Genomic DNA, 19,640 nt, shown 5'->3' with positions numbered 1-19,640 from the left:
AGCGCTAAAAAAAACAGACTCCTACCAGGATATCCATACCTGGTAGGAGTCATTAGCCTCACGGCGGTTATGGCGAACTCCATCGCCTATATTATTCAAATCACTACGAGAAATTATATTACATTAGCAGAGCAACGTCAATCCAATTTCGATCCGGATGGCAATGACAAGCTGCTTAAGCTTGGGCAGGCAGGTGCCATGCCTGCTGCATAGAATGGAACAAAAAGCGCAGAGAAAGGTGAATGCCAATTGACCAGTTTTCGTAAAGCGTACTTATTGAAGCAGCGCATCGCCAACACCATGCTTAAAAAGCGGGGAATCCACGGGATTGGTGTCGGATTGAAGGAACCGGGCAAGCCGGGCAAGGGTGCGGCCGTCATCGTCTATGCTGCTCCGGCAGCGGCAACCGCTAGCCCCCGCAAGCGCAAAACCTCGCACACCCGGCAGCCGTCAACGAATATTGCCAAGAAAATATCCGGCGTCCCGGTACGGGTTGTTCGTTCCAAAGGCTTCAAAAAGAATGCTGACAGCGGTAAGTTCATGAAGCGCATACGTCCGGTGATCGCCGGGTACAGTATTGGCAGGGCCAATGAATCAGGCACCGCCGGACTGATTGTAAGTACCGATCCTCAGGGCTTAGATCGATATATCCTTAGCAATAACCATGTGCTCGTAAACAACAATTCAAACCGTACTTCAGCGACGATTCAGCCCGGCGGCGCCGATGGCGGGACGATCAAGAAGGATCTTGTCGGTTACATGAGCAAATACGTCAAGCTGCATAAGAAAAAAAACAATTATATAGATGCTGCCATCTCTCGCCCGCTCAGGAGAAGCTTGGTGAAGCCGAAATATGCTGTGTATGGAAACGTTCCCGGATATATTACCAGCTACAAAGTAGGCGATAAATTCAAGAAGGTAGGTAGAACAAGCGGAGTGGTTACAGGCACAGTGGAATCCATTCATACGGATATCCAGGTAAATTACGGTGATTATGGGGATCTGGGGACGATTACCTTCAAGAATCAGAGCATCATACGCGGCAAGAACCCGGTCTCTTTACCCGGAGACTCTGGCTCCGTCTGGCTGACGAAGAAAGGCAATAAAGCCGCAGCCGTCAATTTCGCCGGTTCTGATAACGGCCTTCTCTCCATCTCTTACCCGATTGACTGGTTCATGAAGGTATTCGGTGCAAGAGTCGCCAGAAGCGGTAAGCAGTCTCTCTCCTTACCAAACCGCGGCAAACAGAAACGCTATCTATATACACATCCATTATCCGCTAAGACGCTAAAGTCAATCTCCTGCCGCACATGCAAGACAAACAACAAGTCGAAATAACCTCACGGATGAACAATTGTTGACTGGGAAATGAGAACTTCCGATGAACCGTAAACAGGACCTGACGGATAGTCAGGTCCTGTTTAGAGATATAATAATGAAGATGATGTGGTTATTCCATGAAATCCTTCAAGCGTTTGCTGCGGCTTGGATGTCTTAGCTTGCGCAGCGCCTTGGCTTCAATCTGACGAATCCGTTCCCGTGTAACACCAAATTCCTTGCCCACTTCCTCCAGCGTACGGGAGCGCCCATCGTCCATTCCGAAACGCAGTCGAAGCACATTCTCCTCACGCTCTGTAAGTGTATCCAGCACTTCCTCAAGCTGTTCGCGCAGCAGTTCGAAGGCAGCTGCATCCGCTGGCGCCAGCGCCTCATGATCCTCGATAAAATCGCCCAGATTGGAGTCATTCTCCTCACCGATTGGCGTCTCCAGAGAGACCGGCTCTTGGGCAATCTTCATAATCTCGCGCACCTTCTCCGGCGAGATCTCCATCTCAGCGGCAATCTCTTCCGGCGTTGGCTCGCGGCCGATTTCCTGAAGCAATTGTCTCGATACGCGAATCAGCTTATTGATCGTCTCAACCATATGCACCGGAATACGGATCGTCCGGGCTTGGTCGGCAATCGCTCTCGTTATAGCCTGACGTATCCACCATGTTGCATACGTACTGAATTTAAATCCTTTGGAATAATCAAATTTCTCTACCGCCTTGATCAGGCCCATGTTGCCTTCCTGGATCAAATCGAGAAATACCATACCCCGGCCGACATAACGTCGTGCGATACTTACAACAAGGCGCAAATTCGCTTCCGCCAAACGGCGTTTCGCTTCTTCATCACCTTGTTCTACCCTTTGTGCCAACTCAATTTCTTCTTCAGCCGACAACAGAGGAACGCGTCCAATTTCTTTAAGATACATTCTGACCGGATCATCGATTTTAACCCCAGGAGGTAACGATAGGTCATCTGTCAAGTATGATTCAGTATGTTTTAAATCCTCTGCCATCAGTCAGACCCCCACCCTAAAAATAAAAAACAAATAACTCCCGCTTTCAATATTTCTACCAGCAGTGTGCCTATTTGACAATTTAGTGCGTTTATGCTAATATAAATTTAAATATTGCATTGAAACGCCTGTGTTTTGGCTATCCGTCATTTTAACATAGTTTTTTAATAATTACAAGTCTAATTAACAAACAAGACACGCAGATCCTTATGGATCTGCGTTTTCATGTTTTCTCAGGTTAATATTCTTCTCTTGAGACGATGAGCACATCCCGTACTCTGGAGCCGCGGAGCAAATGCATAAATAATGCTTCATTATTGGGCAAGCGCAGCTTCTTCGGCTTCGCTTGCCCAATAATGAGCTGCGATGCGCCCAAATCCTCCGCCCTAGCCAGCATCTTCGCTGTTGTCTCCTTATGCCGCCTCGTCTGCAATAACTCAAACTGGCCGCCTAATTGCTGAGTTAAGCTTCTGATCTTGACCAGCTCTGGTGAATCATTTCTTATATTATTATTTCCCACATAGACCACATGCCATTCCGCTTTGAGACGGTAGGCCAGCCTGAAGCCGCGACGGATAATCCGTTCAGCACCATCGCTATGAGTAATACATACAAAGATGAACTCTTTCTTACGCCATGGTCCCCGCAAAGACGTCCTGCTCTCCCAGGACTCCAGGCGTTCATCCACATCATCGGCCAGCTCTCGAAGTGCCAGTTCCCGAAGCGCAATCAGATTTCCCAGCTTGAAGAAGGAGTCCAGCGATTGCTCCACTTTCGCAGGAGCGTAAATCTTCCCTTCACGCAGCCTCTGCTGCAGCATCTGCGGAGTGACATCAATCAGCTCAATCTCATCCGCCATTTGCATCAGCGCATCGGGAACCCGTTCGCGAACCCGTATCCCGGTCAATCGTTCAACTGCATCATTTAAGCTCTCCAGATGCTGCACATTCACCGTCGTAATAACGGAAATTCCCGCTTCGAGAATTTGCTGTATATCCTCATATCGCTTCTTGAACCTGCTACCTGGAACATTGGAGTGTGCCAACTCATCGATCAGAACAACCTCGGGATTGCGCTGCAGGATCGCTTCTGTATCCATTTCTTCCAATTCAGTCTGCCGGTACGGCCATTTTCTCCGCGGAATCAGTTCCAGCGTTCCGATCTGCTCCTTTGTTTCCTCCCTCCCGTGAGTCTCCAGCAATCCGATGACAATGTCGATCCCTTTGGCCTTAAGATGATTGCCTTCCCGCAGCATCGTATAGGTCTTGCCTACGCCGGGGGCAGCACCGATATATATCTTTAGCGAGCCCTTATGAAGACTCCTGGTCCGCTGGTTGGCTTCCTCCTGGCTTGGCCGGCGAAACGCAGCGCTTCTATCTGAATTGGGCTTGGCAGGACGCATGGCCATGATCCGCTCGCCCTCGCTCTCGGCGCGATCAGCCATCAGGAATAAATCCGTGCTTCGCAGCTTGCGCAGCAAGCCTTTTATCACTGAGCCTTTTCTTAGTTCCTGCCATAAGCTCATTTTGGAGTGACCCATTACGATCCGTGTCACCTTACGCTCCAACGCCAGTTCGGCGAGCTGACCTGCCAGTTTCCTTCGTCCTTGTAAAGGCAGCTCGATAAACTCAGCATCAATCTTATCGCACAGCTGCTGAATCGAGCTCTTAAAGGCGGCTTGCTCCGGCGTCAACTCCACGCCCGCCTTCACATAAACGACGACGATTAGCTCACCATTCAGCCGCTTGGCGATCTGCTGCCCACGCCGGATATAGATCGAGCCATTCCAATGATATTGGACGGAGACCAGAATCCGTTCCGCGGTCCCTGAAGGGCCGACAAGACCTTCCGACATGCGATGCTTATCCAGCATATCGCTCATCCCATCGGCCATCAACCTGAGGGACAGCTCGCGAAGTACCGCGACATTGTCCCTGTGGCAAATAGCTAGAGGGACTTGATGACCAAGTAATCCGTCTTCAACCCGCTTCAGCAAGGTTTCCGGTGATACATCGATGAATCTGACCTCATCGGCCATATCCAGGGTTTCCGGCGGCACGGTATTTTCCGCGCGGATTCCGGTATAATGCCTGGCAATGATGTCAGCGCCGGACAATTCATATACATTGATCGTCGTTATAACGCTGATCCCTTGTTCCAGCAGAAAAGAGATATCCTCGAGACGGGTTGAGAAGCGCGCCCCTTCCCGATTGCGATGAGCCAGATTGTCAACAAGCACTACTTCCGGATTGCGTTGCAAGAGCTGTCCCAGAGGAAGATCCTTCTTCTCTATCCCTTCCTTCATCCAGTGAATACTCGGCCAACGTTCGATTCCGTGCAGCTGCTCCACGGTCTCTTGGCGCCGGGAAGTTGTGACTGCACAGGCAATCACATCGATTCCCTGCGATTTAAGAATCTGCCCCTCGCGCAGCATATGATACGTTTTGCCCGCGCCGCTAGTCGCTCCGATCAGGATCTTAAGTTTGCCACGCCGCATTCGTTCCATATATTGCAATATTTCTTCCGGCGTCTTCCTTCGATAGGTCATCGGTATATCCACCTTCCGCACATTCTTCAGCCAGAACAAGTTAATCAGATTGGATCAAACTAAGAGTTGATTTTTAGAAGTTGCTCCTGCAGCTCCATATTAAGCCGCAGCACATTCACTCTCGGTTGACCGAAGAGGCCCAGATCCCGTGCGCTGGTTGCATCCTGTACCATCCATTCCAGTTTATCCACCGCAATGCCGGTCAGCTTGCTGATTCGCGGAATCTGCGATTCCGCCGCTTGCGGCGTAATGTGAGGGTCAAGTCCGGAGCCCGAGTTCGTCATTAAATCAATGGGCAGTTTGCTGAACGGCGCGTCCGGATTAGCCTTCTTCCATGCGTCCAGCGACGACCCGATCCGCTGCATCAGCTGCGGGTTGGAAGGCGCGTAATTGCTGGAGCCTGAGCCTGCCCCATTATAATCAATACTGGATATTCGTCCATGAAACAGCTTCGGATCCGTGAAGGATTGACCGATCAATTCGGAACCAATAACCTTTCCCTGGTTGTCCTTAATTAAGCTTCCATTAGCCTGCCATGGGAACAGAATTTGTGCCAAGCCTGTACTTGCCAGTGGGTAGACAATTCCGCAGAGAATGATAAAAATGATGCTGAAGCGGAGAGCAACCCATAAGGCCGAGCCCGAGACAGATAACCACGATTGCTTACCGGATTTAGTAACTGCCATACTTGATTACTTCCTTTCTGAATCCATAAATTAGACCCATAAATGCACGAGCAGGTCGATCAGTTTAATACCGATGAACGGGGCCACCACACCGCCCAAGCCAAAGATCAGCAAATTTCTGCTTAGCAGACGCTGTGAGCTCATGGGCCGATACTTGACTCCACGCATAGCAATTGGGATCAAGAGCGGAATAATGACCGCATTGAAGATTAGGGCGGACAAAATCGCCGAGAGCGGCGAACCAAGCCTCATCATGTTAAGTGCATCCATCTCCGGGATAGCCAGCATAAACATCGCTGGAATAATTGCAAAATATTTGGCGATATCATTAGCAATACTAAATGTAGTTAATGCACCGCGCGTCATCAAAAGCTGCTTGCCGATTCCTACGACCTCGATCAGCTTGGACGGATCAGAATCGAGATCCACCATATTCGCCGCTTCCTTGGCGGATACCGTCCCGCTGTTCATCGCCAGACCCACATCCGCTTGCGCTAATGCAGGAGCATCATTCGTCCCGTCACCGGTCATTGCAACTAGCTTTCCTTGCGCTTGCTCACGACGGATGACATCGATCTTATCCTCTGGCTTGCATTCAGCGATGTAATCATCCACCCCAGCTTCTCTGGCAATCGTAGCAGCGGTCAGCGGATTATCACCGGTGCACATAATCGTTCGAATTCCCATTTTCCGCAATTGCTCAAATCGTTCTTTCATGCCTGGTTTAACGGTGTCCTTGAGATGAATAATGCCATAGATCACTTCATCCACCGCAACCGCCAGCGGCGTCCCGCCCGCCGTAGCCACTTGATTAGTTGTTGCCTCCAGGTCATTCGGAATAGAACCGCCTAGACTGCTGACCCATTTTGTAATTGCATCCACAGCGCCCTTGCGGACTTTCCTGCCATCCTGCAGGTCGACGCCGCTCATACGCGTCTCCGCTTTGAACGCAATGCTCTCCCCGGCAGCGGCTAAGGATTCGTCATATTCGAGCCCCTGTTTGCGAAGCAATTCAAGCACGGACCGTCCTTCGGGTGTCTCATCGAATTTTGAGGTTACCGCAGCCCAACGGGCAAGCTCCTCTTCAGCTCTACCAGCAACGGGGAGAAATTCCGCCGCCATTCGGTTGCCAAAGGTGATCGTCCCTGTCTTATCGAGAATCATGGTGTTGATATCTCCGGCGGCTTCTACGGCTTTACCGGACATCGCCAGTACATTGTATTGTGTCACCCGGTCCATTCCGGCAATCCCGATGGCGGACAGCAGTCCTCCGATCGTTGTCGGGATTAGACAGACCAGCAGCGATACCAGTACGGTGATCTCCAGATGAATATTCAGATAATCAGCAATCGGCTTTAAGGTAATAACCACAATCAGGAAAATAACCGTTAATACGGTAAGTAAAGTCCCCAAAGCAATTTCATTTGGCGTCTTCTGACGTTCTGCACCTTCAACTAATGAAATCATCCGGTCGATAAATGACTGTCCAGGATCGTTCGTAACACGAACAACAATCCTGTCGCTGGCGACCAGAGTTCCGCCTGTAACGGAGCTGAAGTCGCCGCCAGCTTCCTTAATGACCGGAGCCGATTCCCCCGTGATCGCAGATTCATCCACCGAAGCCAGCCCCTCGATAATTTCACCGTCTGCCGGGATCATCTCCCCTTGCGAGACAACGACAATATCGCCTTTGCACAACTCGGAGGAAGGCACGCTTTTCGTACTGCCGCCTATTAATCGGTTTGCCATAACTTGCTGCTTCGTCTTCTTCAGGCTGTCCGCCTGGGCCTTCCCTCTACCTTCCGCAAGAGCTTCAGCAAAATTCGCGAACCATATCGTAATCAACAGGATTAAGAAGATGGCCACATTAACCCCCGTATTGTGATCTTCCCCAAGCAATCCGGGGAACAGGATTTGCAGGAGTACGAGGAAAGCTCCGATTTCTACAACGAACATGACCGGATTCTTGATCATCCACAGCGGATTCAGCTTTTTCAAGCTTTCCAGCGCGGCTCCTCGCATCATTTTTCCGGATAACATCGATTTATGCCCAGTGCTCATGTTTAGCACACCTCTTTAAATTATTTTAGCGTCAAATACTCAGCTACAGGACCTGCGGCAAGCACCGGCAGAAAAGTAAGAGCTCCGATTAGCAATACCGTTCCTACGAGAATTCCAGCGAATAATTTATTGTCAGTCCGCAGCGTACCGATCGTCTCCATGACAGGCTCTTTCTGCATTAAGGACCCTGCGGCAGCTAACAAAGCAATCATGGATATATAGCGGCCCAGAAGCATGACCAAGCCGGTCATAATATTCCAGAATGCAGTATTATCCGCGAGGCCCTCGAAGCCGGAGCCGTTATTTGCGGCAGAGGATGCATACTCATACAGCATTTGCGACAGACCGTGATACCCCGGATTTGTGACTGCGTCGTACCCTAACCCTGTCATAGCGCTGATTGCTGTTGGCGCAAGCACAAGCAAGGGATGGATAAGAATCGCAATGGCGATCAGCTTCATCTCCCTGGCTTCAATCTTCTTGCTAAGGAACTCCGGCGTTCTGCCGACCATTAATCCACAAATAAATACGCCGAGTATGGCGTACATCACCATGTTCATAAGTCCGACGCCCTTCCCGCCAAAGACGACGTTCAGCATCATCTGGGCCAGAGCTGCCAGGCCGCCAAGCGGAGTAAGCGAATCATGCATATTGTTAACGCTCCCCGTAGTCGCAGCGGTCGTAATCGCCGTAAAAATCGCCGAGCCCGCAACCCCGAAACGCACCTCTTTGCCCTCCATATTACCTTGCGTGACGTCTATTCCAAGCGTATGGAAGAGCGGGTTCCCGGCCTTCTCGCTGAAATAGACCAAAGATAGAAATCCAAGGAACAAGACCATCATCGCGGAGAAAATAACCCAACCTTGCTTCTTATTGCGGGCAAATAAACCGAATGTATAAGGCAGTGATGCGCTGATCAGCCACATGGACCACATCTCTATTGCATTCGTCAACCCGCTGGGGTTCTCGAACGGATGAGAGGAATTTGCTCCAAAGAATCCACCCCCGTTCGTACCCAAATGCTTGATGGATTCCAGCGAGGCCACCGGCCCAAGCGAGATTCGCTGTACAGTCCCTTCCAGCGTGTTCACAGCCGTGGCAGGCTGCAAGGTTTGCGGAACCTGGAGCGCCACCAGCAGAAACGTTACGATCAGCGAAGCAGGCAGAAGAATACGAACGATCGCCTTTACAAAATCCTCGAAGAAATTCCCCAGCCGTTGGCCTCTCCCGGTAATCCCGCGGATAAAAGCAATAGCAACGCATAGACCTGTAGCCGCCGATGTGAACATCATCATGGTGATTACAGCCATTTGCGAGAAATAGCTCAGTGCTGTCTCCCCGCTATAATGCTGCAGATTCGTATTGGTCATGAAGCTGATTACCGTATTGAATGCCAGCGTCGGCTCCATACCACCGCTTCCTTCGGGATTCCAAGGCAACCACTGCTGCAGGCTGAGAAGCAGGAAAGCGATGGTCATCAACACCACATTGGTGGCCAGCAAGCTGATAATATATTTCTTCCAATCCATCCCTTCGCGCCGCCGGTAGCCGGCTATGCTGAAAATAAACCGCTCTGTTGCTCCGAAGATGCGATCACTACGATTCGGTACATTGGAGAAAACATGATATATATAAGTTCCGACCGGCTTTACCAGCAATAATATGACGCCGATCACGATGAACATTTGTAAATAATCCATTACACACTCACCCCATCAGGAATCCTGTTTATAAATTTTAAGCTCCGGCTTATTGCTCAAGCTGTGGCTTTGCCGTAAGCAGAAATCCAACCTCTCCGCTCACGGAATGGATGACATAAGAAGCTCCGAGCCCTTTGTAAATCATGCGCGGATTTTTATTCGGAGTAATAATGAAAATCTGATCCTGCGTCCATCTCCGGCAGATTTGCAAATAGCGACAAGTTAATGTCATACTCAGTTCAAAAATATAGCAGCGGCCGATTGGAAACGGCGGAACGATCCAGCTCTGCTCGTCATCCGTCTTGATGCGCAATACATGTCTTACGCCCAGTTTATGAAGGACTTCTTCCTCCTTCTTGTTGTTCACCAGTACCGCGAAATTACGCTTCGCTGCCATCAGCAGCAAAATGAACTTCAGTCCAACCGGGTTCGGGGCTGCTACCAGAACAAACTCTCCCTCCACTTGAGAACACCCTCCTTGAATTTGCAGAGGACAACACAAAAGAAGCCGCAGGAAAGATAGTAACCTTCCCCGCGGCTTTATGGGTGGTCTTGGACCCACTATTCGGCCTTTGGTGGTTGCCTCTTCCTTGACGCTTACGAGGTTAGCTGACGGATTCGGGCGCGGAAGTCGCCCTACCTTGAAGAATAGATTATCCTCCAAGCGATTCACCCCATGGAACTAAGGTTGAGAAGCCCGCGGAGCGGACATCACTCAGTACCGTTGGTTCCCCCGCTGCTGTCCTATCCACGACAGCATTCAGCGTTTTTTGATGGATCATTTCATTGTATTTCAATTCATTTTTCAAATTAGGGCGCAAAAAACCACAGAGGCAAACGGTCCTCTGTGGCCGAATTTATTGCGGCTCGCAGTCACCTTTCCTCTCTCATACCCACGCTGACGGAGTTAGCTGACGGATTCGGGCGGTGAGAGTCGCCCTACCCGAGAAGAGTCCATGGTCTCTTCCTCAGGATTCACCCCTGTCCGAATGGGCCTGTGTTGGCTCTCACACCAGCCCTGGCCCTTCAGACGTCGCGCAAGCCGCATTGATCATCACGCAGCAAGCACTTGTTGGTTCCCCCGTTCCCTGGAATATCCCAGAGATTAAGCGATCGGAATTGGTTAATATTGATTATGGATTATGGATTGAATCATACCGCTGCAAGGGTTGACTGTAAAGCCAACTTCCTGGCAAAAAAAGCGATAAATTTAAAGGAATACGAAAATATACCGCTTACATTGATATGGCGCTCTCTAATTTTCGCTATAGCTCATTTCTACTCTTGATTTTGAATTCTTTTATAAGAATTCCACAGATTATAGCAAACGATCTCTGGACTCTCCCCTTTACTGGAACGTTATACTCGGTAAGCAAGTGCAAACCCTATCTATATTGCCTTCGGTTCGACGCTTGGCGGCTTCGTTGCCATAAACAGTCGATTGATCGATGTGTCCTGGTCCGGGGGAATAGTCACCATTGCCGCCGCTGTTTTGACCGGGATTAGTTACCGTCTGGATCATCATAGCTCACAGCTATGCAGTGATCCGGCAGGCGCAAAATGTTAATACTGCACTGGCCAGCCAGCAAAATTTTACTCATGCCTCTGCTTCGCTATAATAGAGTTAGTTCATTATTTTGCCAAAAAGGAGCGATATTTGTGAAACTAACGTATCTCGGACATTCATGCGTATTTTTAGATACCGGCGATTACCGTCTGATCATCGACCCATTCTTGACCGGAAATCCTAAAGCAGCTGCTGTGGCAGAAGATATCGATGTCGATTATATCCTGCTTACCCATGGGCATTCGGATCATATCGGGGACGCTGAGGCGATTGCCAGAAGGACTGGAGCCACCATCGTAGCTATTGTTGAACTGGCCGACTTTTTTAAGCAAAAAGGGCTTAAGGCAACCGGGATGAACCTGGGAGGCTCATCCAACTTCCCGTTCGGCAAGTTAACCTTCACCCCGGCTCTCCACAGTTCATCCGTAGAAGTGAACGGAACCAATGTCTACTTGGGAGTTGCTGCGGGCATTGTGCTTAATATCAACGGCTTCATCGTCCATCATTGCGGTGATACCGCACTGTTCAGCGATATGAAGCTCATCGGAAGCAAACATAAGATCGATCTCGCCTTCATCCCGATCGGCGATTTCTTCACCATGGGACCGGAGGACGCCCTGCTCGCTGCCGAATGGATCGGCGCCAAGCACGTGGTCCCGGTTCACTACGATACATTTGGCCTCATCAAGCAGGACGGAGCACAATTCGCCCACCAATTGCAAAAGCTTGGCATATCCGGCCATGCCCTGCTGCCGGGCGAAAGCCTCGATCAAGCTCAATTGGAGCGTTAACTGACCATTCTCGTCTCACTTCATCGACCGCTCTATTTATTTTGTATCCGGGCCATTAGCCCAGCTGGTCAGGCCATCCGCCCATAACCGACCGCACCGGCTGCACCTACCGCCCAATGCTGGCCTGATACTGGCACGATGCTAGTCCGATGCGGGTACGATACTGGGCCAATGCTGGCCTGATGCTGGCACGATGCTAGTCCGATGCGGGCACGATACTGGGCTAATGCTGGCCTGATACTGGCACGATGCTAGTCCGATGCGGGCACGATACTGGGCCAATGCTGGCCTGATGCGGGCACAATGCTAGTCCGATGCGGGCACGATACTGGGCCAATGCTGGCCTGATACTGGCACGACGCTAGTCCGATGTTAGTCCAATGCTGGACCAATGCTGGACCAAATAAAAATAGCTGCTTATCAGCAGCTATTTTTATTTCTAACGAAACTACAGAACGTTATTGGCTCCCAAAAAGCGGGAAATTATTTTTAACGAAACACCATATCGTTATTTGGGCGAAATACCAGCAAAAAGAGATAATTCTTGTTCAATAGCGATACCCAGTTTCGTTAAAAATCTCAGCGCCCCGATTTGAAGCCAATAACGATACCACGTTTCGTTAGAATCTCCAAAATAGTAGATTACGCAATCGGGTCCATGTTGCCTTCCCGAATCAAATCGGGAAGTACCATATCCCGACCAACATAATGCCGTGCGAAACTTACAACAAGAAGCAGATGCAGATTCGCTTCAGCAAACAGCGTTTCGCTTCTGCATCACCTTGTTCTCCCCTTTATGCCAGCTCAATTTTTCATTAGCGCTCCCTTGAACAGACAGGCACAGAGGCGCTTGCTAATCCAAAGCTAGTCCAAAAGTTCCTTCCCTTTTGTCTCGGTACCTAGCCAGAGGACGGCAATCGCGCCGATCAGAACCGTAACGAAAAACAGCCAGAAGATCGAACTGATCGCTACCTCCCGGGCTACAAGCCAGCCAACCAGGAACGGAGCGATTACCCCGCCAATCCGGCCGAAGGAAGCAGCGAAGCCAACACCTGTCGACCGGACCTTGGTCGGATACAGCTCCGGCGTATAGGCATACATGCCTCCCCACGCCCCCAGATTAAAGAAGGACAAGCAAATTCCCGAGGCGATCAGCATCCCTTCCGTCGTTGCGCTGCCAAACCAGGCCGCGCTTGCAGCGGTAAGCACCAGGTACAGGACTAATACGAATTTCCGGCCGAACTTCTCTATGAAGTAGGCAGCCGTGAAATAACCCGGCAATTGAGCCAGGGTCATAATCAACACGTATTCAAAGCTCTTGACGAGGCTGAAGCCCTTCAGGACCATGACCGAAGGCAGCCATAGGAACATGCCGTAATAGGAGAAGACTACAGTAAACCATAAAATCCAGAGCATGATCGTCGAGCGTCGATGAGGAGCTGACCATACAGATTGCAGCTTCTCTCTGACCGAAAACCGCTGTTTCATGGCATTCGATTGCTCGATAAACCGCGGCGGATCTTCAATTGAGCGACGCAAATACAAGGCGTACAAGACTGGCACACCACTAATGACAAAAGCCATCCGCCAGCCGTAATCCGGGATTACAAAATAAGCGATCAGCGCTGACAGAATCCAGCCGAGGGCCCAAAAGCTCTCTAGCAAAACGACAGCCCGCCCCCGATCCTTGGCGGGTACAGATTCCGAGACCAAGGTGGATGCTACGGGCAGCTCACCGCCAAGCCCAAAGCCGGCGATAAAGCGAAGCACGCACAGTATGGCAAATCCTGTAGCAGCAGCGGACAAACCGCTCGCTGCAGCAAAAATAACCAGCGTCCAGAGCAGCACCGCTTTACGGCCGAATTTGTCGGCCATCAGACCCGCCAGAGCGGCCCCGAACACCATGCCGATCGAGTTAATGCTTGTGAACAAGCCTGTTTGTTGTGGGGTCAGCCCCCAGTCCGCCGCCAAAGCAGCGGCGATAAACGATATAATCCCGACATCCATCGCGTCGAACATCCAACTGAAGCCAGCGCTAAATAACAGCTTCCTCGTCTTCGGCTTCGCCGCTATATTTGCTGTACTCATTGTGCCACCCCATTCTCCACTCATATCTCTATTTTACATTATACTTTATAGGCGATTATGCCGTCATGCTGCGGTCCCGCTTGATCATATTCCGATTTCTGAACCAGAAGATGATGGTAAGGGCGACCAGAAAAATAATATAACTGAATATTAGCTTGCGAAGATCTGTGTCTGGAAATACGACCGATGCGCTTAATATTCCATACAGCCATATCCCGGACAGGTTGCCAACCATATTTGACCATGTATACGATGATAGCTTCATATTGGATATAGCCGACATGAACGAGATCAAATTGTTAGGCATAATCGGCAGGGTGCGCAGAAATATTACTGCCCATACGCCATACCGCTCCAGGCCTCTTTGCCATTTCTCATATTTTTGCAGCTTACGCAGCCATTTGCGGTTGAACCAGTCAGCGAATAAGTAGCCGCATAGTAAATATATGATCATCCCGGCGGCCGTTCCGGCGATCCAGCTGGCGATGAGTCCATCCGCGATCCCCAATACGGAGATATGCAGCATGACGATTGTCGCAAACGGGAATATGCCGATCGTTCCTTGCAGAAGCGCCAGCGGAATCGTAATGATCAGTATAGAAAAACCGCCCAGCTGTGTGGCATTAATCAGCCAACTCGTCCATTGTTCTATCCATTCATTCAAGCGATTTCTTCTCCATTCTCGACTCTTCGGGCCAAGATGTGTAACAATATCACTTTGCAGTGAGAAATCTCTTTCGGCCCAAAGCTCGATTAGTGTTCAACTCTTCTTCCCAAAATAACAAGATCGCGCTCAATTCCATCCATATTAGCAACACGAGGCAGGTGCGCCCACCGTTCAAACCCGAACTTCTCTAACAGGGAGAGACTCGGCTGGTTGTGGGCAAACACAAAACCAAGCAGCGTATTCACCGCGATTCGCGGACAGAAATCGATCGCCCGCTGAAGCAGCAGACTGCCCAAGCCCTTACCACGGCATTCTGCGGAAATATAGATGCTGATCTCCGCCGTCGCCAGATAAGCTGGTCGTCCATAGAACGATTGAAAGCTGAGCCATGCAACGATTCTTTCCCCCTCCTTAAGTACCCATAGCGGTCTAAAATCCGGGGCGTGCTCTTCAAACCATAATAGGCGACTGGCTACAGTGATCGGCTCCAAATCAGCCGTAACCATCCGTCCGGTAATCGTCTCATTATATATATCTACAATGCGGCCCAGATCTTCAAGAACCGCATCCTCAATGACATATTGTTCATCCATCCGTGTACCTCTCCTAGTTCTGCAAGTCTGACTGTAATCAACCTTGTATCGTCTTCTTGAACTGTTTAATGATGCCGAAGTGCATCCCTTCGTGGTACAGACTGAAGCTCAGCAAAGATCCGATGCGATCCATCGTGAAGCCTGAGCTAGTCGTAAATGGCTGTACCGTAGGTTCATTCAAGCGCCCAGACAATAGTCTTCTGATCTCTGACGGCTGCTCTCCAGCGATTCGGCACACCTCCGCGAAGTCAGGTTCCTGACCCGTCCATTCCAGCGGTGATGTTCCGTTAGCGAACCATTCCCGATATTGCTCCGGCAGCCCCGAGGGAAGTCCAGCGAGAAGAAAGGCAAAACGGTCCTGTACGAAGGCGATATGCCCCAGATTCCACAAAATATGATTGCGGAACCCATCAGGAATCGTCCGCACCTCTTCCTCTGTTAACCCCTGCACCATCTTCAAGGTTTGACTTCTTATAAATTCAATCTGATCAAAAATAGCTTCATTTGTACTCATGCTCATTACCTCCATCGATGTCTTCACATCTCTAATTTAATCTGAACATAGTGCTCAACCAATGGAAAGGGATCATAATAATGGTGCAGTAATTCCTTCCATTCTTCGTATTGAGGAGATTGTCTGAACCCAACCTCATGATCGGTAATCGAATGCCACTTCACGAGCAAAATGTACTTATTTTCGGTCTCTACGCATTTATGTAGCTCATGTCCCAAATATCCACGCATTTGAGAAATGATCTTCGATGCCTGCCGGAAGCTGCTTTCAAAATCGTTAATCGTGCCCGGTTTCACCTGCAGATGGGCTACTTCAAGTATCATCGTCACCATCCCCTCCGTTTTCCTGATTATAGCATGGCATCTTGGCATAATGAATCGGATTTTTCCAATTGTCCGATTATTAGAAAACCTCTAACAATGCCACTAACAGCGTCAAGAGCACAGAAGCACTAAGAACAACAGAAGCAGTAAGAGCGCTGAAGCCCCAAGAGCATAACTACATCAACAGCACTAACAGCCAATGACTCCCAAGTCACTAACGCCACACAATGCCACTAACAGCTCCAACAGCACAGAAGCAGTAAGAACACAGAAGCACCAATAGCACTAGCAACATGACTAACGACACCGCCAGCAACCAACAAGCATCAACAAGCGACCAACAGCACTAATAGCCCCAACAGCACTAATTCCCCAACAATCCGCCGCTACTAACTACACCAGCTAGACGAACCCGTATGTTCGATAACGCTGAACCGCTGGTGAAGGCGAGCGGGTTGGTCCACTAATCGTTTGCAGAAAGATCTAACGGAAACCAGTGCCGCTATTTGGTCTGAAAGGGCCGTTTTTGAATTCTAACGGAAATGGATTCCCTTAATTGAAGTTTTTCAGCAGAATAAGGCAGACGTTCCCCAAATAGAGGATCAGATTTCCGTTACAATTACAGAATCGTCGAATTCGCCAAAATAGCGGATTTAATTTCCGCTAGAGTCTGGCGCATCAATGACTTCAATGGTACCAACAGTAGCTACACCAGATACCCCAACTACACTAACCCCACTAACCCCACTAACCCGTATGTTTGATACGCTGAGTCGCTGGTGATAACGGGACCGACAGCGCTAATAACACAACACTACCAACGATATGACCACTCTAATTCCCCTATCACCCATCCCGTTCAATCAAGAACAGCTCGTTCATTCATGAATCCTATATCCAAAAAGGGAAAAGGACCCGCAAACCCGCTTCAATAGCGGAGCTGAAGGTCCTTATAACCCGTATTTCTTCCCTGTACACACTCTTCCTTGCACAGATTTATGGATTGCCTATCCTCTAAGAGCCGAGTACGACCCGATCATCGCTCAGCTTATGACCGCTAATCTGTTCGAACTCTCCGAGCAGGCCTTCGATCGTCAGCCGCTGCTTCTCCTGCTCATGGATATCGAGGATGATGCGGCCCCCATCCATCATAATTAGCCGATTGCCAAGGCGAATCGCCTGTTCCATGTTGTGCGTGACCATCAAGGTGGTGAGCTTCAGCTCGCTGACGATCTTCTGTGTGAGCTGGGTGACCAGCTCGGCCCGTGCGGGGTCCAATGCCGCAGTATGCTCGTCAAGCAGCAGAATCTGCGGCTCGGTAAATGTAGCCATAAGCAGGCTGAGCGCCTGACGTTCTCCACCGGACAGCGTTCCTACCTTGGCGCGCAGACGGTTCTCTAGGCCGATCCCAAGCTTGCGAAGCTGCTCTTGGAACAGTTCTCTTCGTCCGGAGTTAATCCCGATGGAGAGACCACGACGTTTGCCCCGCGAGTAAGCCATCGCCAGATTTTCCTCGATTGTCATATGCGGAGCGGTCCCGGCCATCGGGTCCTGGAATACCCGGCCGACCCAACGGCTGCGCTTATGCTCGGACAAGTCCGTAATATCGTTGCCGGCAATATGGACCGTACCGGAATCCGGCTTCAGCGCACCCGAGATCATGTTCATCAACGTTGACTTACCGGCGCCGTTGCTGCCGATCACGGTCACGAAATCCCCTGGCTTCAACTGTAGATTCACGTTAATTAGCGCGATTTTCTCATCGACGGAACCTGGATGGAACAGCTTGGATAAATGGGTAATCTGCAGCATTATAGTCCACCTCCCACACTTCTCTGCTCAGCGTCGGAGACGAGTTCCAACGAACGCTTGCGAGCAAGCGCCTTCTGCTTCCATGACCTGCGTACCGTTGGCAGCACCAGCGCGATGATGACAATCAATGCCGTAATCACCTTCAGATCGGTCTGTTCCAGCCACTCGATCCGCAGCGCCAGAGCGACAACCAGACGGTAGACAATGGAGCCCAACACAACGGCCAGCGTAGCAAAAAATACATTGCGGGCACCGAATATTGCTTCTCCGATAATGACCGAGGCCAACCCGATCACAATCATTCCGATTCCGGCGGAGATATCGGCAAATTGGGATTGCTGGGCAATTAATGCTCCTGATAAGGCTACCAGTCCATTGGATAGGCTGAGCCCCAAAATAATTGTATTGTCGGTATTCGCGCCAAAGCTTCTGATCATCCGCTGATTGTCTCCGGTTGCCCGCAGCGCGAGCCCAAGCTCAGTACGAAAGAACAAATCGAGCAGAAGCTTAATAGCGATGACCACAAAAGGCATCAGCAACAGCGGTGATACGGAGCTGAATATCGTCTTCTCGCCAAGCAGCCCGACATTCGGCTTCCCCATAATTCGCATGTTAATGGAATACAATGCGATCATCATCAGAATTCCGGATAAGAGGCCGTTGATACGACCCTTGGTATGAATAAGCCCTGTAACCATACCGGCTAGCAGTCCGCCGCCAAAGGCGCAGATGGTAGAGACCCAGGGGGATACCCCATTCGTAATCATGATGGCTGTTATGGCTCCGCCGGTTGTAAAGCTGCCGTCCACCGTCAGGTCTGGAAAGTCCAGGATGCGAAAGGTAATGTAAACGCCGAGCGCCATCAAGGCATACAGCAATCCGGATTCTAGGGCTCCGAGTAATGAGTTCATCATGATGATACTACCTCCTAATTATGGAACACCTATTCGAGAATATTGGTTTCTTTATCCTTAACCTGGTCCTTCATTGCGTCCGTGACCGTGATTCCTTGCTCTGCCGCAGCTTTCAGATTAAGAATAAGATCGAGCTTCTCTGGCACGGTAACCTTCAAATCACCGATCTTCTTGCCTTCCTTGAGGACTTGCAGCGCCATTTGTCCTGCTTGATAGCCATGATCATAATATTTGAAGCCTACCGTAGCAAAAGCCCCCTTCTCAACGGAATCGCGATCGCTCGAAAAGAATGGAATATCATTGTCATTAGCCACTTGAATAACCGTGCTAACCGCTTCGACTACTGTGTTATCGAGTGTAATATAGATCGCATCGGCTCGACCTACCAAGGATTCCGCAGCCTGCTTCACTTCCGAGGTATTCGTAACCGAAGCTTTAACGAGCTTAATCCCGTGCTTTTCCAGCGCCTTTTCTGCCAGATTAGTCATAACCACAGCATTAGGCTCGCCCTGGTTAAGCACAACACCCACGGTCTTTACCTCAGAGAAATTCCCAGCGATAAAGTCCATCAACTGAGTGATAGCCTCAGGGTTTGTATCAGAAGCACCCGATACATTACCGCCCGGCTGCTCCAGATTATCCACCAATTTAGCATCGAGCGGATCCGTCACCGCTGCGAACATGACTGGCGAATTTTTCACCTGACTGGCCAGCGCTTGAGCCGGAAGTGTAGCAATGCCTAATACCAGGTCGTATTTCTCACCAGCAATTTTCTGGGCAATCGTCATATTGTTATTGGGGTCACCTTGCGCATTGTTGTAATCCAGCTTCAGATTCTCCCCTTCTATAATTCCCGCGTCCTTCAAGGCTGCCAAAAAGCCCTCACGAGTTGCATCCAGCGACGGATGCTCCACAATTTGTGAGATAGCAATCTTGTACTGCTTCCCCGAGCCCGAGCTACCACAGCCAACCACAGCTACCAGCATGATAGAAATGACTAATAATAGACACAATTTCTTCCCCATTTTCAAA

General features: G+C 50.1%; 17 protein-coding genes, 1 pseudogene and 3 riboswitches. Of the genes and pseudogenes, 4 read left to right on the top strand and 14 right to left on the bottom strand.

All coding sequences use genetic code 11. The features are described 5' to 3' along the window. Nucleotides 1-36 precede the first annotated feature (36 nt). Nucleotides 37-96, bottom strand: a riboswitch (Fluoride riboswitch). After that, on the top strand, nucleotides 70-213 hold the full coding sequence (locus tag BN1360_RS16960; protein WP_157259353.1) for a hypothetical protein: 144 nt from the start codon (nucleotides 70-72) through the stop codon (nucleotides 211-213). Its footprint overlaps the riboswitch before it by 27 nt. A gap of 36 nt (nucleotides 214-249) precedes the next feature. Next, complete coding sequence (locus tag BN1360_RS16955) at nucleotides 250-1,338, top strand: chymotrypsin family serine protease (protein ID WP_068781043.1); 1,089 nt, start codon at nucleotides 250-252, stop codon at nucleotides 1,336-1,338. Nucleotides 1,339-1,450: 112 nt separating this feature from the next. Here BN1360_RS16955 and rpoD read toward each other — a convergent pair. The 6 genes and pseudogenes from rpoD to BN1360_RS16925 all read right to left on the bottom strand — a co-directional run. Continuing rightward, nucleotides 1,451-2,311: pseudogene (gene rpoD / locus BN1360_RS16950) on the bottom strand (RNA polymerase sigma factor RpoD); the annotation flags it as partial. Nucleotides 2,312-2,582: 271 nt separating this feature from the next. After that, nucleotides 2,583-4,892, bottom strand: coding sequence for a histidine kinase (locus tag BN1360_RS16945; RefSeq protein ID WP_068781041.1), 2,310 nt, complete (start codon nucleotides 4,890-4,892; stop codon nucleotides 2,583-2,585). A gap of 59 nt (nucleotides 4,893-4,951) precedes the next feature. Further along, a complete protein-coding gene (gene kdpC / locus BN1360_RS16940; protein WP_068781040.1) occupies nucleotides 4,952-5,578 on the bottom strand; it encodes a potassium-transporting ATPase subunit KdpC in 627 nt (208 codons plus the stop codon). Nucleotides 5,579-5,608: 30 nt separating this feature from the next. Then, nucleotides 5,609-7,639 (bottom strand): potassium-transporting ATPase subunit KdpB, encoded by a 2,031-nt coding sequence (gene kdpB / locus BN1360_RS16935; protein ID WP_068781039.1) that lies wholly within the window; start codon nucleotides 7,637-7,639, stop codon nucleotides 5,609-5,611. A gap of 20 nt (nucleotides 7,640-7,659) precedes the next feature. After that, complete coding sequence (gene kdpA, locus BN1360_RS16930; protein ID WP_068781038.1) at nucleotides 7,660-9,339, bottom strand: potassium-transporting ATPase subunit KdpA; 1,680 nt, start codon at nucleotides 9,337-9,339, stop codon at nucleotides 7,660-7,662. A 49-nt stretch (nucleotides 9,340-9,388) separates the two neighbouring features. Then, nucleotides 9,389-9,802 (bottom strand): hypothetical protein, encoded by a 414-nt coding sequence (locus tag BN1360_RS16925; RefSeq protein WP_068781037.1) that lies wholly within the window; start codon nucleotides 9,800-9,802, stop codon nucleotides 9,389-9,391. 116 nt (nucleotides 9,803-9,918) lie between these two features. Next, a riboswitch (cyclic di-AMP (ydaO/yuaA leader) is annotated at nucleotides 9,919-10,115 on the bottom strand. A 105-nt stretch (nucleotides 10,116-10,220) separates the two neighbouring features. After that, a riboswitch (cyclic di-AMP (ydaO/yuaA leader) is annotated at nucleotides 10,221-10,461 on the bottom strand. 319 nt (nucleotides 10,462-10,780) lie between these two features. Between BN1360_RS16925 and BN1360_RS26255 the strand changes: the two genes are divergently transcribed. Next, nucleotides 10,781-10,906: a hypothetical protein gene (locus BN1360_RS26255; RefSeq protein WP_267490892.1), complete on the top strand. Its 126-nt coding sequence runs from the start codon at nucleotides 10,781-10,783 to the stop codon at nucleotides 10,904-10,906. Between the two features lie 92 nt (nucleotides 10,907-10,998). Further along, entirely contained in the window at nucleotides 10,999-11,697 is a 699-nt protein-coding gene (locus BN1360_RS16915) for a metal-dependent hydrolase (protein ID WP_068781036.1), read from the top strand. A gap of 864 nt (nucleotides 11,698-12,561) precedes the next feature. Here BN1360_RS16915 and BN1360_RS16910 read toward each other — a convergent pair. From BN1360_RS16910 to BN1360_RS16875, 8 genes are all read right to left on the bottom strand, one after another. Then, nucleotides 12,562-13,785, bottom strand: a complete 1,224-nt coding sequence (locus BN1360_RS16910) for an MFS transporter (protein WP_068781035.1) — start codon at nucleotides 13,783-13,785, stop codon at nucleotides 12,562-12,564. 55 nt (nucleotides 13,786-13,840) lie between these two features. Then, the gene (locus tag BN1360_RS16905; protein WP_068781034.1) at nucleotides 13,841-14,449 is read right to left on the bottom strand and encodes a TVP38/TMEM64 family protein; all 609 of its coding nucleotides are present in this window, start codon (nucleotides 14,447-14,449) and stop codon (nucleotides 13,841-13,843) included. Between the two features lie 89 nt (nucleotides 14,450-14,538). Then, a complete protein-coding gene (locus BN1360_RS16900; protein ID WP_068781033.1) occupies nucleotides 14,539-15,045 on the bottom strand; it encodes a GNAT family N-acetyltransferase in 507 nt (168 codons plus the stop codon). Between the two features lie 37 nt (nucleotides 15,046-15,082). Then, a complete protein-coding gene (locus BN1360_RS16895) occupies nucleotides 15,083-15,559 on the bottom strand; it encodes a DinB family protein (RefSeq protein ID WP_068781032.1) in 477 nt (158 codons plus the stop codon). 23 nt (nucleotides 15,560-15,582) lie between these two features. Further along, complete coding sequence (locus BN1360_RS16890) at nucleotides 15,583-15,882, bottom strand: antibiotic biosynthesis monooxygenase family protein (RefSeq protein WP_068781031.1); 300 nt, start codon at nucleotides 15,880-15,882, stop codon at nucleotides 15,583-15,585. Between the two features lie 1,014 nt (nucleotides 15,883-16,896). Next, a complete protein-coding gene (locus BN1360_RS16885; protein ID WP_068781030.1) occupies nucleotides 16,897-17,694 on the bottom strand; it encodes an ABC transporter ATP-binding protein in 798 nt (265 codons plus the stop codon). Further along, nucleotides 17,694-18,608 (bottom strand): ABC transporter permease, encoded by a 915-nt coding sequence (locus BN1360_RS16880; RefSeq protein ID WP_068781029.1) that lies wholly within the window; start codon nucleotides 18,606-18,608, stop codon nucleotides 17,694-17,696. Before BN1360_RS16880 ends, BN1360_RS16885 begins: the two co-directional genes overlap by 1 nt. Before the next feature lie 29 nt (nucleotides 18,609-18,637). Further along, the gene (locus BN1360_RS16875; protein ID WP_068781028.1) at nucleotides 18,638-19,633 is read right to left on the bottom strand and encodes an ABC transporter substrate-binding protein; all 996 of its coding nucleotides are present in this window, start codon (nucleotides 19,631-19,633) and stop codon (nucleotides 18,638-18,640) included. Nucleotides 19,634-19,640: the final 7 nt, after the last annotated feature.

Origin of the sequence: Paenibacillus sp. GM2, assembly GCF_900069005.2 — a bacterium.
GTDB lineage: Bacteria > Bacillota > Bacilli > Paenibacillales > Paenibacillaceae > Fontibacillus.
This window is presented reverse-complemented; position numbering and strand designations above follow the sequence as displayed.

What these genes read in the sequence shown, in the direction of transcription:
- BN1360_RS16960 (WP_157259353.1), top strand. Translation starts at nt 70, where the DNA reads ATGGCGAACTCCATCGCCTATATTATTCAAATCACTACGAGAAATTAT.
- BN1360_RS16945 (WP_068781041.1), bottom strand. Translation starts at nt 4,892, where the DNA reads ATGACCTATCGAAGGAAGACGCCGGAAGAAATATTGCAATATATGGAA.
- kdpC (WP_068781040.1), bottom strand. Translation starts at nt 5,578, where the DNA reads ATGGCAGTTACTAAATCCGGTAAGCAATCGTGGTTATCTGTCTCGGGC.
- kdpB (WP_068781039.1), bottom strand. Translation starts at nt 7,639, where the DNA reads ATGAGCACTGGGCATAAATCGATGTTATCCGGAAAAATGATGCGAGGA.
- kdpA (WP_068781038.1), bottom strand. Translation starts at nt 9,339, where the DNA reads ATGGATTATTTACAAATGTTCATCGTGATCGGCGTCATATTATTGCTG.
- BN1360_RS16910 (WP_068781035.1), bottom strand. Translation starts at nt 13,785, where the DNA reads ATGAGTACAGCAAATATAGCGGCGAAGCCGAAGACGAGGAAGCTGTTA.
- BN1360_RS16900 (WP_068781033.1), bottom strand. Translation starts at nt 15,045, where the DNA reads ATGGATGAACAATATGTCATTGAGGATGCGGTTCTTGAAGATCTGGGC.
- BN1360_RS16895 (WP_068781032.1), bottom strand. Translation starts at nt 15,559, where the DNA reads ATGAGTACAAATGAAGCTATTTTTGATCAGATTGAATTTATAAGAAGT.
- BN1360_RS16890 (WP_068781031.1), bottom strand. Translation starts at nt 15,882, where the DNA reads ATGATACTTGAAGTAGCCCATCTGCAGGTGAAACCGGGCACGATTAAC.
- BN1360_RS16885 (WP_068781030.1), bottom strand. Translation starts at nt 17,694, where the DNA reads ATGCTGCAGATTACCCATTTATCCAAGCTGTTCCATCCAGGTTCCGTC.
- BN1360_RS16880 (WP_068781029.1), bottom strand. Translation starts at nt 18,608, where the DNA reads ATGATGAACTCATTACTCGGAGCCCTAGAATCCGGATTGCTGTATGCC.
- BN1360_RS16875 (WP_068781028.1), bottom strand. Translation starts at nt 19,633, where the DNA reads ATGGGGAAGAAATTGTGTCTATTATTAGTCATTTCTATCATGCTGGTA.